Origin of the sequence: Campylobacter avium LMG 24591 (assembly GCF_002238335.1) — a bacterium.
Classification (GTDB): domain Bacteria; phylum Campylobacterota; class Campylobacteria; order Campylobacterales; family Campylobacteraceae; genus Campylobacter_D; species Campylobacter_D avium.
In genome coordinates this window covers 1,289,917-1,302,675 of sequence record NZ_CP022347.1, presented here as the reverse complement: position 1 = coordinate 1,302,675, position 12,759 = coordinate 1,289,917, and the positions used below count along the sequence as shown (strand labels likewise).

Annotated in this window: 12 protein-coding genes and 1 tRNA gene; 9 read left to right on the top strand and 4 right to left on the bottom strand. The window is 34.4% G+C overall.

The features are described 5' to 3' along the window. Nucleotides 1–3 precede the first annotated feature (3 nt). The 3 genes from dapE to CAV_RS06610 are packed head-to-tail and all read right to left on the bottom strand — an operon-like array spanning nt 4 to nt 2,408. Nucleotides 4–1,101 carry a succinyl-diaminopimelate desuccinylase gene (gene dapE / locus CAV_RS06620; RefSeq protein WP_094325734.1) on the bottom strand — a complete coding sequence of 366 codons (1,098 nt, stop codon included), beginning with the start codon at nt 1,099–1,101 and terminating at the stop codon, nt 4–6. 9 nt (nt 1,102–1,110) lie between these two features. Then, nucleotides 1,111–1,713 carry a LysE family transporter gene (locus CAV_RS06615; protein WP_094325733.1) on the bottom strand — a complete coding sequence of 201 codons (603 nt, stop codon included), beginning with the start codon at nt 1,711–1,713 and terminating at the stop codon, nt 1,111–1,113. A 2-nt stretch (nt 1,714–1,715) separates the two neighbouring features. Next, nucleotides 1,716–2,408, bottom strand: coding sequence for an SIR2 family NAD-dependent protein deacylase (locus CAV_RS06610; protein ID WP_094325732.1), 693 nt, complete (start codon nt 2,406–2,408; stop codon nt 1,716–1,718). A gap of 193 nt (nt 2,409–2,601) precedes the next feature. Here CAV_RS06610 and CAV_RS06605 point away from each other — a divergent pair, with 193 nt between their 5' ends. Beyond that, nucleotides 2,602–3,771 carry a NifS family cysteine desulfurase gene (locus CAV_RS06605; RefSeq protein WP_094325731.1) on the top strand — a complete coding sequence of 390 codons (1,170 nt, stop codon included), beginning with the start codon at nt 2,602–2,604 and terminating at the stop codon, nt 3,769–3,771. Between the two features lie 3 nt (nt 3,772–3,774). Next, entirely contained in the window at nt 3,775–4,746 is a 972-nt protein-coding gene (locus tag CAV_RS06600) for an iron-sulfur cluster assembly scaffold protein (protein ID WP_094325730.1), read from the top strand. 122 nt (nt 4,747–4,868) lie between these two features. Here the strand turns inward: CAV_RS06600 and CAV_RS06595 are convergent, their stop codons facing one another. Continuing rightward, nucleotides 4,869–5,894: a Cj0814 family flagellar-dependent secreted protein gene (locus CAV_RS06595; protein ID WP_094325729.1), complete on the bottom strand. Its 1,026-nt coding sequence runs from the start codon at nt 5,892–5,894 to the stop codon at nt 4,869–4,871. 189 nt (nt 5,895–6,083) lie between these two features. Here CAV_RS06595 and rho point away from each other — a divergent pair, with 189 nt between their 5' ends. From rho to CAV_RS06560, 7 genes are all read left to right on the top strand, one after another. After that, on the top strand, nt 6,084–7,376 hold the full coding sequence (gene rho / locus CAV_RS06590; protein WP_094325728.1) for a transcription termination factor Rho: 1,293 nt from the start codon (nt 6,084–6,086) through the stop codon (nt 7,374–7,376). A 2-nt stretch (nt 7,377–7,378) separates the two neighbouring features. Next, nucleotides 7,379–8,890, top strand: a complete 1,512-nt coding sequence (locus CAV_RS06585; protein ID WP_094325727.1) for a DNA polymerase III subunit gamma/tau — start codon at nt 7,379–7,381, stop codon at nt 8,888–8,890. A 4-nt stretch (nt 8,891–8,894) separates the two neighbouring features. Beyond that, on the top strand, nt 8,895–10,160 hold the full coding sequence (locus tag CAV_RS06580) for a glycosyltransferase family 2 protein (protein ID WP_094325726.1): 1,266 nt from the start codon (nt 8,895–8,897) through the stop codon (nt 10,158–10,160). Further along, nucleotides 10,157–11,170, top strand: coding sequence for a uroporphyrinogen decarboxylase (gene hemE, locus CAV_RS06575; RefSeq protein ID WP_094325725.1), 1,014 nt, complete (start codon nt 10,157–10,159; stop codon nt 11,168–11,170). Before CAV_RS06580 ends, hemE begins: the two co-directional genes overlap by 4 nt. After that, nucleotides 11,170–12,069: a radical SAM protein gene (locus CAV_RS06570; protein ID WP_094325724.1), complete on the top strand. Its 900-nt coding sequence runs from the start codon at nt 11,170–11,172 to the stop codon at nt 12,067–12,069. Before hemE ends, CAV_RS06570 begins: the two co-directional genes overlap by 1 nt. A 52-nt stretch (nt 12,070–12,121) precedes the next feature. Beyond that, nucleotides 12,122–12,196 (top strand) — tRNA-Asn (locus tag CAV_RS06565). Between the two features lie 164 nt (nt 12,197–12,360). Next, a complete protein-coding gene (locus tag CAV_RS06560; RefSeq protein ID WP_094325723.1) occupies nt 12,361–12,750 on the top strand; it encodes a chemotaxis response regulator CheY in 390 nt (129 codons plus the stop codon). Nucleotides 12,751–12,759: the final 9 nt, after the last annotated feature.

Sequence of the window (12,759 nt, the reverse complement as noted above, 5' to 3'; positions counted from 1 at the left end):
TTCCTAGTTAAAATTCTCTATCAAATCCTTAAAGATAAGACAAAGTTTTTCATACTCATCTATGCTCACTCTTTCATTTGCAGCGTGTATGCTCTCATTGCAAGCTCCAAATTCAACCACATCTATGCCGTATTTTGCAAAAAATCTAGCATCGCTAGTTCCGCCCTTAGTGTTAAATTCAGGCACCTCGTTAAGTATTTTTTGTATGCTGTGATTTAGCTTTGTAACTATCTTACTGTCTTTATTGGTTAAAAATGGCTCTGAGCTTTGTTTTAACTCAAGTTCATAGTTTAAACCCTCCAAAATTTTATCAACATAAGTCTTTACATCATCAAGGCTAGTTTGGGGCGAATTTCTAACATTAAACATCAACTCAAGCTCATTAGGGCTTACATTGCTTACTCCAATACCTGCTTTTATGTTGCTTATAACGATTTTAGAAGGAGCAAAAATTTCATCGCCCGGATCAAGGTCAAATCCTGCTAAAAGCTTTAAAGCAGGAGCTAGCTCGTGGATGGGATTTATGGCATTTTGAGGATAAGCCACATGTCCTTGTTTGCCCTTTATGATAATTTTACCATTTATAGAGCCACGGCGGCCTATCTTTAAGCTATCTCCAAGTTTTTGCTCACAGCTTGGCTCAGCCACCACCACATAATCAGGCAAAAGATTTTTTTCCTTTAAAAAGCTTAAAATTTCAGCTGTGCCATACTTTGCCTCTCCTTCTTCATCGCTGGTTATTAAGATAGAAAGTCTTGAGCCTTTGAAATTCTTAGCCTCTAAGCTAGCGGATAAAAAAGCAGCTAAACCGCTTTTCATATCAGCAGCACCTCTTGCGTATATAAAACCATCCTTTTGCAAAGGTTTAAAAGGCTCACTGTCCCAGCCCTCGCCCGGTGGCACCACATCTATATGTCCGCAAAAGGCTAGGTGTTCTCCCTCTTTGTTAAATTCCTTTGTTAAGATTAAATTTTTAACTCCTTCTTTTTCTATGAAAAAGGCTTCAAAATCAACAAATTGCATAGCTATATAGTTTAGCGCTCCGTCATCTTTTGGAGTGATCGATTTAAATTTTAAAAGTTCAAGTAAAAGATTTTTCATAAAAACTCCTTATTGTGCAAAAAATGTCTTATAAAGTAGCGCAAGGGCGAAATACTCTATTATCAGGGCTGAGACCAAATTTATGTAAAAAAGCACTTTGGCATTAAATTTATCAGCAAATTTTGAAACAAAAAAGCTAAGGCAAAAAACCCAGATAAGTATAGCTATAAAAAGTCCAAAACCAAGCACGAGGTAGTATTTTTCCTTGCTTAAAAAGGAGGATATGCTAATCCAAAAGCTTATGATGTAGGGGTTGCTTAAATTTAAGAAAAAGCCTTTGAAAAAGCTTTTAAAAATATTTTCATTGTCCTTGCTTTCTTTTAACTCTAAATTTTTAGGCTTTGTTCTTATGCTTAAAAAGGCTAGGTAAGTTAAAAAGCAAAAGCCAAAAATTGCTAGAATTTTATGGATTAATTCGCTGTTTAAGAATTTCAAAAGCCCAAAAAGAAGCAAACAAAAGTAAAATATATCAGCACTCATAGCTCCTAAGCCCAGAAAAAAGGCATTTTTAAAAGATTTTAAAGCATTGCTTAAGATAAGTATATTCATAGGTCCAAAAGGCACAGCCACGCCAAAGCCTAGCATAAGTCCTTGAAAAAAAGAAGCAAACATTTTTATCCTTTAAGAAAAGCCCTTATATCAGCGGCTATCTCATCGATAGCCTCGCAAGCTTTTTTTGTGTAGATTTTATCAAAATACTTGCTTAAATTTTCATCATTTTCTAAATTATTTAAAATGCTTTTTTCACAAGCTCTAGCAAAATGCCCCACAGGCAAAACCGCTCCGCTTGTGCCTATGCAAACAAAAAGAGAGGTTTTTTCTAAAAGCTCGTATAGTCTTTCATACTGCGGCGCTCTTTCTTCAAACATAACTATATTATGTCTTAAAGATGGCTTTTCGCACTTAGGACAAGTTGTGCTAACTTGTTCTTTGTAGCCTATGTTAAAAATGCTTTTACAAGAAGTGCAAACAAGCTCTGGCAAAAAGCCGTGTAAATGTATCACATCTTCGCATTTTGCCCTTTCTAGCAAATCATCCACATTTTGAGTTAGTACGAAAATTTGCTCTTTAAATTCAGCTTTTAACTCAGCAATTAGCTTGTGAGCGTGATTTGGCTTCACATCTTTTAGCTGCACTCTTCTTTTATTATAAAAGTCAAGCACTTTTTTAGGATCTTTTCTAAAGCCTGTGGCTGAGCAAACCTCCATCACATCGTATTCTTCCCAAAGTCCATTATTATCTCTAAAGGTTTTAAGCCCACTTTCAGCACTAAGCCCAGCACCGCTTAAAATCATAACTTTTTTCATAAAAAGCCTTTGAATTTTTTGCTAAAGTTTAGCAGAAATTTGTTTAAGCAAATTAAGCCTTAATGCTTAAAAAAATTAAATAATTTTATATAAAGAACGCTATAATTATTTAGCTTTTTTAAGATTAGATTTATTTTTTTGTGTTATATTTTAGGACAAAAAAAATCTTAATTATAAAAGAAAGGTTTGTATCTTGAAAGTATACTTAGATAACAACGCTACAACAAAGCTTGATGATAATGCTTATGAGCTTATGCTACCCTTTTTAAAAGATAATTATGGCAATCCTAACAGCTTGCACCAGTGGGGTTCGGCAACTCATCCGGCATTAAAAAAGGCTATGGATACATTGTACGAAGAGCTTAATGCCAGCGATTTAGACGATATAATCGTAACTTCCTGTGCTACTGAAAGCATTAATTGGGTTATGAAAGGTGTGTATTTTGATAGAATTTTTAACAAGGATAGAAACGAGGTTATAATTTCTAGCGTAGAGCACCCAGCAGTAGTTGCTTCGGCTAATTTTTTAAAATCCCTTGGAGTAAAGGTTATAGATTTGCCCGTAAATGAAGAAGGGCTTTCTACTCCTAAGGACTTAAAAGAGGTCATTAGCGATAAAACCGCTCTTGTAAGTGTGATGTGGGCTAATAACGAAACGGGCATGATTTTTGACATTAAAGAAATGGCTGAAATTTCGCACCAATACGGTGCTTTATTTCACACAGACGCTACTCAGGCTGTTGGCAAGATTAAGGTGAATTTGCTTGATAGTTGGGTTGATTTTGCTTCCTTTTCAGCACATAAATTTCACGGACCTAAGGGCATTGGAGGGCTTTATATAAAAAATGGCATAGAGCTTAGCCCTTTGCTTCACGGTGGTGAGCATATGGGCGGACGCAGAAGTGGAACCTTAAATGTTGCTTTTATAGTGGCTATGGCTGAGGCACTTAGAATAGCAAACACCATGCTAAATTTCGAGGATTCTCACATAAGAAAATTAAGAGATAAATTAGAGGATGCGATTCTTAAAATTCCTGATACGACCGTTGTTGGCAGTAGGGAAAAAAGAGTGCCAAACACCATCTTAGCTAGCATTAAGGGTGTTGAAGGCGAGGCTATGCTTTGGGACTTAAATAAAAACGGCATAGCTGCAAGTACGGGTTCAGCCTGTGCTAGCGAGGATTTAGAAAGTAACCCTATAATGGAAGCCATAGGGGCTGAAAATGACCTAGCACACACGGCTTTAAGGCTTTCTTTGTCAAGGTACAACACAGAGGAAGAGATTGAATATGCGATAACTCAAATTCAAAACGCTACTAAAAGACTAAGAGCTATTTCAAGCACTTATGCACATAAAGGATAAAAGATGGGAAAACATAATTTAATAGGTGGTTCCATTTGGGACGAGTACTCACAAAAGGTTCAAGACGCTATGAATAACCCAAAACACATGGGTGAGTTAAGCGAAGAGGACGCGAAAAGAACAAACACAAAGCTAATAATTGCTGATTTTGGTGCTGAAAGCTGCGGCGATGCGGTTAGACTTTATTGGCTAGTTGATGAAAAGACAAATATCATAAAAGACGCTAAATTTAAGAGTTTTGGTTGCGGTACTGCCATAGCAAGTTCTGAGACTATGGTTGAGCTTTGCATAGGTAAAACTGTGGATGAAGCTGTTAAGATAACAAATTTAGATGTTGAATTTGCCATGAGAGATAATCCCGACACGCCAGCCGTTCCGCCTCAAAAAATGCACTGTTCCGTTATGGCTTACGATGTTATAAAGCAAGCTGCGGCACAGTATAAGGGAGTGGATGCTGATAGTTTTGAGGACCAGATTATAGTATGTGAGTGTGCTAGAGTAAGCCTTGGCACCATAAAAGAAGTGATAAAACTTAATGATTTAAAAACCGTTGAAGAAATTACCCAGTATACAAAGGCTGGCGGTTTTTGCAAATCCTGTATAAAAGCTGGCGGACACGAGGCCAGAGAGTATTACTTGGTAGATATTTTAGCTGAAACTAGGGCTGAAATGGATAAGGAAAGACTAAAAGAGGCGATGAAAGATGATGTGGCCTTTGATGATATGACCTTGGTTAAGCAGATAAAAGCCGTTGAAACTGTTTTAGATAGCGAGGTAAGGCCGATGCTACACAGCGATGGCGGCGATTTAGAGGTTATAGACATACAAAAGGGACAAAATGGAATTTTAGATGTTTATATACGATATCTTGGTGCTTGCAGCGGCTGTTCTAGCGGAAGCGGAGCTACACTTTATGCTATAGAAAATATCTTACAAGAGGAGTTAAGCCCGAATTTAAGGGTCTTGCCTGTGTGATTTAGATAATTTACTGCGAAATAATTTTTAGCCATAAACAGTAACTTTGCTTTATGGCTTTTTCTTTCATAAAATTTGAATTTGCTTTATTTACCCTTCGTTTAAATCAAGCTTTCTATCCGCTAAGTCCTTAAATCCACCTTATCCACCTTAAACAAAGACTGCAAGAGCTCTAGCATATCATTTCCCTTTTTTCTTTCATTTTCTAAAAAGCTTAGAAAGAAGTTTTTTCTTATATCATCGTAAGTAAAGGTTTGAGATTTGCTTTCTGCTTGTATGGGGGCGAAAGGTTTTTCTTTTGGTTTTTCTTTCGAATTTGAATTTTCTTGCAAATTCAAATCTTTTTGATTTAAATTTGTTTCTTGCAAATTTTCATTCTTGCTTTTTAACAATTCATCATTTAAAGCCTTTAGTTCGAGCCATTCTTTTTTAAAGTCCTCTATATCTTGCATTTGCATAGGTAAAAGTAGAATTTTTCTAGTTATTTCATCATTAAAGCCCTGTGTGATAGGGTGTTTTTCCAAAAAGTCGTTTAAGTCTTTTATCTCGTTTATGCTCATACTTCTATCAAGTCCGCCCATTTTAGCAATGATAGTAGTTTGCCCCTCAAAAAGCCCGTAGTTGCCATTCATAGAATTTACAAAGGACATCAAAGCCTTACCTTTGCTTTCTCCTTCCTTAAAATCAAATTTTGCATTTACCTTAAAAAGCTCATTGTTTTGCGACATAAATTCAGCCTCATCTTTGTAAATTTTATCAATCTTAAAGCTGTTTATGTCGTATCTAAAGAAGTTCGTAGTATCACTAAGTTGTGAAAAGACTTTGTAAGCATTGTTTAAGCTTTTTTCTAAATTTATCTCTGTGAAAAATACATCTTTAGCAGAACTTCCAAATTTGATAGAACTTAGTAAATCCTCTATATCTTTGGCGTAAATTTTATAGTCTTTTGGCAAGCCCGCCGCTTCGTTAAAATCACTTGTAAAAAAGCCCTCGTTATCTACACCGTAACCTAGAATTTCACTCACAGCTTCGCTTTTATCTTTTAGAAAATTTGAAGCTGAATTTGTGTTTAAAGATGAGCTTTTAACGCTTTTGCTATCTAAATTTGCATTATATAAATTTGAAGTATTTGACACAAAAGAAATCACACCTAGCCTTTAAATTTAAACATTTTTAAACCAAATCGTAAGTTTTATAAAAAAATTAACAGTTGTTTGATATTTTGGATGTTTAATCTAAGTATAAGTTAAATTTTTTGTATAATTGAATTTGACAAAAATATGTTTTTTTTCTAAAATCGTATTTTTAAACTGCTTTTTACTTACTAACGAGGTTTTATGGAAAACAATAAAAAACAAAGAACTCATGTGCCTGTTGATGGTTATAAGATTGAGGATTTAAAGTTGCTTGACTTAGAAAGCTTAGTTTCTATAGCAAATGAGCTTAGCATAGAAAACCCAAGAGAATTTAGACGCCAAGAGCTTATTTTTGAGATATTAAAAGCACAGACCAAAAAGGGTGGCTTTATACTATTTACAGGGATTTTAGAAATATCACCGGAGGGTTATGGCTTTTTGCGTGGGGTTGATTCAAATTTAAGCGATAGCATAAATGACGCTTATGTTTCAAACTCACAAATTCGCAAATTCGCACTTAGAGTAGGCGACATAGTAACAGGCCAGGTTAGAGAACCAAAGGACCAAGAAAAATACTATGCCTTGCTTAAGATAGAAGCTATTAATTACATGACCTTGCAAGAGGCTAGGCAAAGGCCGTTATTTGATAACCTAACGCCTATTTTTCCAACCGAAAAAATAAGATTAGAGTATAATTCCACCAAGCTTACAGGACGGGTGATTGATTTATTTACCCCTATTGGCAAAGGACAAAGAGGGCTTATAGTAGCACCACCTAGAACAGGTAAAACCGAGCTTATGAAAGAGCTAGCCACAGCTATTTCTAAAAATAATCCAGAAGTGCATTTAATAGTTCTTTTGGTTGATGAGCGTCCAGAAGAAGTTACTGATATGCAAAGATGTGTAAATGGCGAGGTGTTTAGCTCGACCTTTGACCTACCAGCTTATAATCACGTAAGGGTTGCTGAACTTGTAGTAGAAAAGGCAAAGAGAATGGTTGAAATGGGCAAGGATGTGGTTATCTTGCTTGATAGTATCACAAGGCTTGCAAGGGCTTATAATACCGCTACGCCAAGTTCAGGCAAGGTTTTAAGTGGGGGAGTTGATGCAAATGCCCTACATAAGCCAAAAAGGTTTTTTGGAGCAGCTAGAAATATAGAAAATGGCGGATCTTTAACTATAATCGCTACTGCTTTGATAGAAACTGGTTCAAGAATGGATGAGGTTATTTTTGAGGAATTTAAGGGCACTGGAAATAGCGAGATTATACTTGATAGAAATATATCAGATAGAAGAATTTATCCTGCTATAAACATCATAAAATCAGGCACCAGAAAAGAAGAGCTTTTACAAGATGTAAATTCCTTGCAAAAAATTTGGGCTATTCGTTCAGCGATTTCTCAAATGGATGATATCGAAGCCTTGAAATTTTTGTATGCAAAAATGCTTAAAACAAAAGACAATGACGAGCTTTTATCTGTAATGAATGAGTAAAAATGCTACAAGCTTTAGCCATAAAATACAGACCAAAGACCTTTGATGAGCTAATAGGCCAAGATACTGTTAGCACCAGCTTAAAATTCGCACTTGATAATGATAGACTAGCCCATGCCTACCTTTTTTCAGGACTTAGGGGAAGTGGAAAAACCTCAAGTGCTAGAATTTTTTCCAGAGCCTTGGTTTGTGAAAAAGGACCTAGTTCAAATCCATGCGGTGAGTGTCCTCAGTGCAAATCAGCCTTAGAAGGAAGGCATATAGATATAATAGAAATGGACGCTGCTTCAAATCGCGGGCTTGATGACATACAAGAGTTGATAGAGCAGACCAAATACGCTCCTTCCATGGCTAGATTTAAAATTTTCATCATAGATGAGGTGCATATGCTTACACCTCAAGCTGCAAATGCGTTGTTAAAAACCTTAGAAGAACCACCTAGCTATGTTAAGTTTATACTTGCTACAACAGACCCTTTAAAATTACCTGCCACGGTGCTTTCAAGAACCCAGCATTTTAGATTTAAGCAAATTCCACAAAGTGAAATTTTAAAACATTTAGCCTTTGTTTTGGAAAAAGAAGGTGTTTCTTTTGATGAAAATGCTTTGAAAATGATAGCAAGAAGCGGGGGAGGCTCTTTAAGAGATACTTTGACACTGCTTGATCAAGCCATAGTTTTTTGCGAAAATAACATAAGCTCTGATAAAATAGCCTCTATGTTGGGTTTTTTAGACCCTGACAAGATTAAAGAATTTTATATTTGTGTTTTAGCAAGAGATAAGGATAAAATGCTTGATTTTTTAAAAGACTTGCAAGATTACGAGGCCTCGTCTGTTATCGATGAGCTTTTGTTTTATCTTAAGGATAGTTTTTTTGCCAAGGATAAGCAGTTTTCTTTATTGATTTATGAGAGATTTTTTAGAATTTTATCAAGAGCTAAAAGCATGCTTGCTGTTTGCGATGATGATAGTTTTGTTTTGTGCGTGATGTCTTTTATGATGATGGAAGCTACTTATTTAAGAGAAATTGACGAGGAAATTGAAACTTACAAAAGGCAAGATGTTCAAAAAGAAAGCAAGGCACAGCCTATATCTTATACAAATGATAAAAAAGATAGTAGCAAAAACCCTTACGAGCTTTTATTAGATAGTATTTATGATAGGGATTTTGTTCTTGGAGACTGCTTTAAAAAATGCACTAAATTTATAAGTTTTGAAAATAATGTTTTAAATATAAGTTCAAACGCTAAAGATGAGGATAGAATTACCCTAAATAATGGCTTTAAGCTTATACAGCTTATATTAAAGGAATTATTTGGACAAGGCGCAAGCATAGCAGTGCATAAGGAAAAGGAAATAGAATTTGATAAATTGCAAGATATTAAGCAAACAAATGTCAAGCAAGATGTGCTTGCTAAATTTGATGAGCTTAAAAAAGATGCAAAGGTTTATAACCCACAGCAAGAAGCTAAAGAAACTTTAGACGAGCTTTTTGGCACACCACAAACAGAGTAAAAATATGAAAATTTCTATCTTAATCCCAATTTATAATGTAGAAAAATATCTAAGGCACTGTTTAAATTCTGTTTTAAATCAAAAAGATATAAAAGATGTAGATTTAGACATAGTCTTAGTAGATGATGGCAGCACTGATAAAAGCCTTGATATAGCTATAGAATATGCTAAAAAAGATGAAAGAATTTTTGTCTTATCTAAGGCAAATGCCGGAGCTTCAACAGCTAGAAATGCAGCTTTTGAACTTATAAAAGGCACAAAGCTAAGAGAACTTTTAGAAAAAAATATACAAGATGAGAATGTATTTGTAAAATCTTATAAAAATGTTCGTAGTTTTGACAAAACTGATATCAAAAAACTAAGCAAAGAAGATATAGATAAGAATTTTATTAAACTACATGAAAGAGTTTATAAAACAGAACTAAAAGAGATAAATGAATTTATCGTTCAAGATTTGCCAGATGATGTTTATGTGCATTTTTTAGATTCTGATGATTATTTAGATGAAAGGTGTATAAGCACTTGTAAAAGATACATACAAGAAAAAGATTTGTCTTTATATCTGCATAATCTAAGCTCTGTTGATGAGAATTCTAATACAATAAAGGAAAATATATATATAGATGTTAGCAAAAAACCTGGTTTTTATCAAAGCGGACTTGATTTTTTAAAGCAAAACAATCTTTATGATTTTTACTTTTCTTGCCAGGGTATGTTTAAGGCTGCTTTGTTAAATTCATATAAATTAAGATTTGCTAGCTATATGCATTACGAGGATCACGACTTTGCTATTATACTATTTTCTTTAAGTGGAAAATTTTTTGTAGATGATAGGGCTTTGCTGTATTATAGAAGCAGGAGCGGCTCTTCTATGAATTCCACTAAAGAATTGGAATTTCCAAAGACTATGCCTTTTTATTTGGAAAATTTAAGGGATTATTTTAAAACTTACAAAGAACTTAGATTGTATTACAAGATTTATTCTTTTTGTGTAGCTGCAGGCTATATTTTTAAATTTTACAGGCAAAGCGTAGAGATTGATAAATCTTTTGCGAAGCACAAAGCTTTTTTTGATAAGTGTGTATTAAATTTGATAAAAATTTTTAAAATTTCTTTAAAAAATGATCCCTTAAATATCAAAAAAATGCTAAAATCCTTTTCTTTTGATAAAAAAACCATTATTTTTTTCTTTTTAAAAGATCTTCACAGACAACCTAAAAAGCTTAGGTATATTAAAAATTTAAGGTATTTATTCAAGGATAAGAAATGATTTTTGTTGATACTTGTTTTAAAAAGCAAAGCGAATACAAACCTGTATGGATGATGAGGCAAGCGGGTAGATATTTACCCGAGTATATGGCTGTAAGAAAGAGTGTTGGTGATTTTTTAGCACTTTGCAAGGATTATAAAAAGGCTAGCGAGGTTAGCTTGCAACCTGTTGAAATTTTAGATGTGGATGCTGCCATAATCTTTTCTGATATACTTGTCGTGCCTTTAGAAATGGGTATGCACTTAAAATTCATACAAGGAGAAGGACCTGTATTTGATAATCCCATATCAAGCTTAGATGATATAAATGCTTTAGATGAAAATGCCTTTAAAAGGCTAACTTATGTTTATGATGCCTTAAAGCTTACTAGAGAAAAACTAAGCAAAGATAAAGCTTTGATAGGCTTTTGTGGCTCTGCTTGGACTATAGCAACTTATATGATAGAGGGTAAGGGCTCGAAAACTTACGCAAAATGTAAAAAAATGCTTTACACAAAGCCAGAGCTTTTGCATTCTTTGCTTGACAAGATAAATTTTGCCTTGAAATTTTACTTAGAAGAGCAGATTAAAGCAGGAGCAAATGTGGTGCAAATCTTTGATAGTTGGGCATCAGCCTTAGAAAAAGAAGCCTTTTTTGACTTTTCTTTTAAGTATATGAAAGACTTAGCTTCTTATATCAAGTCAAAATACCCTCATATACCTATCATCCTCTTTCCAAAAGGAATTTCTGGCTTTTTAGATGATATAAATGGGGACTTTGATGTTTTTGGGGTTGATTGGAGCACTCCTTTAGACTTAGCCTTAGAAAAACTAAGCCCTAGCTATGTTTTGCAAGGGAATTTAGAGCCTTGCCGTTTATACAGCAAAGAAGCCATAAAAATAGGTGTAGAGAATATTTTAAATGAGGTTAAAAATTTACCACATATTGTAAATTTAGGGCATGGTATACTGCCTGATATACCGGTTGAAAATGCTAAGTATTTTGTAAAACTAGCACAAGGTAAGCTTTAGTGTATGTATTTGGACCTGTAAATTCAAGGAGGTTTGGGCTTTCTTTGGGTATTGATTTAAGTCCGGGCTTAAAGCAGTGCAATTATGATTGCGTTTATTGCGAGTTAGTAGCAAAAAAGCCACTTCAAAGGGCTAAGGATTTAATAAATTTTGATGATATTATAAGAGAGATAAAAGAGGCTTTTGAAAAAGGGCTTGACTTTGATTTTATAACCCTTACGGCAAATGGCGAACCAACTCTTTATCCTAAGTTAAAGGAGCTTATTTTTGCTATAAAAGAGATAAAAAAAGATAAAAAGCTCTTGATTTTAAGCAATGGTTCTGCCGTTTTAGATGAAAGTAAATTTGAGGCTTTGCTTAATCTTGATGTGGTTAAATTTAGCCTTGATTCTGCAAAGTCAAAGACTTTTTTTAAGATAGATAGGGCTTTAAAAAGCATAAATTTAGAGCTTATGATAGAAAAAATGAGCGAGTTTAGCCGCATTTTTGAGGGCGAGTTAGTTATGGAAGTGCTTGTGGTAGAGGGACTAAATGACAATGAGCTTGAATTTAAGGCCTTAAACGAAGCTTTTAAAAAGATAAAAGCAAAAAGAGTGGATATAAGCAGCGTAGATAGACCACCAGCTTATCCTGTAAAGGGCGTGAGTGATGAAAAACTAGCCTCTTTAGCTTCTTTTATAGACTGCGTCCCTGTTTATGTGGCAAAGAGAAAAAATATCAAACAGAATTTAGACTTAAGCGAAGAGGAGCTTTTAAAACTGCTTTCCTTAAGGCCTTTGAGTGAGGATGATATAGAATTTAGACTTTCAGAACTTAGCAAGCAAAGGCTAAAAATATTACATAGCAAAGCACTTGTAAGGCTTGAAAATTTAGCCGGTGTGAATTTTTACAGGGCTTAGCTTTCAAAGCTTGACAAAATATTTTTTTTTCACTATAATTTGCACTTTTTATTCCGGATTAGCTCAGCGGTAGAGTAGGTGGCTGTTAACCACTTGGTCGCAGGTTCGAATCCTGCATCCGGAGCCATTTTCTCTCCAAGTATTTTCAGCTTATATATTTTGTTTTTTATAATAGCGTTTATTTTAAGGTTTTTTGTTTGTAAAAAAATTGTATAATCAATGATTAGTTTTAACTTTAAAATAAGTTTAAAAGTTGTAAGATACACAATTTAGTTTTGAAAGGAAATAACTGTGAAACTATTAGTTGTTGACGATAGTTCTACTATGAGAAGAATTATCAAAAATACATTGGAAAGACTTGGTCATACGGATATTTTAGAGGCTGAACATGGTTTGGAAGCCTGGGATTTATTGAGTCAAAACGATGATGTGAAAGTAGTTATAACAGACTGGAATATGCCAGAAATGAACGGCTTGGAACTTGTTAAAAAAATAAGAGCCGAGCAAAAGTACGAAGATATGCCTATAATAATGGTAACGACAGAGGGTGGCAAAGCCGAGGTTATCACAGCCTTAAAATCAGGCGTTAATAACTACATAGTAAAGCCTTTCACCCCACAAGTGCTAAAAGAGAAATTAGAAGATGTTTTAGGTGGTGTTAACGATACAATTCCTGAATGAGCAAGGAAT

Coding starts and splice junctions, on each gene's coding strand:
- dapE (WP_094325734.1), bottom strand. CDS start 1,101: ATGAAAAATCTTTTACTTGAACTTTTAAAATTTAAATCGATCACTCCA.
- CAV_RS06615 (WP_094325733.1), bottom strand. CDS start 1,713: ATGTTTGCTTCTTTTTTTCAAGGACTTATGCTAGGCTTTGGCGTGGCT.
- CAV_RS06610 (WP_094325732.1), bottom strand. CDS start 2,408: ATGAAAAAAGTTATGATTTTAAGCGGTGCTGGGCTTAGTGCTGAAAGT.
- CAV_RS06600 (WP_094325730.1), top strand. CDS start 3,775: ATGGGAAAACATAATTTAATAGGTGGTTCCATTTGGGACGAGTACTCA.
- rho (WP_094325728.1), top strand. CDS start 6,084: ATGGAAAACAATAAAAAACAAAGAACTCATGTGCCTGTTGATGGTTAT.
- CAV_RS06585 (WP_094325727.1), top strand. CDS start 7,379: ATGCTACAAGCTTTAGCCATAAAATACAGACCAAAGACCTTTGATGAG.
- CAV_RS06580 (WP_094325726.1), top strand. CDS start 8,895: ATGAAAATTTCTATCTTAATCCCAATTTATAATGTAGAAAAATATCTA.
- hemE (WP_094325725.1), top strand. CDS start 10,157: ATGATTTTTGTTGATACTTGTTTTAAAAAGCAAAGCGAATACAAACCT.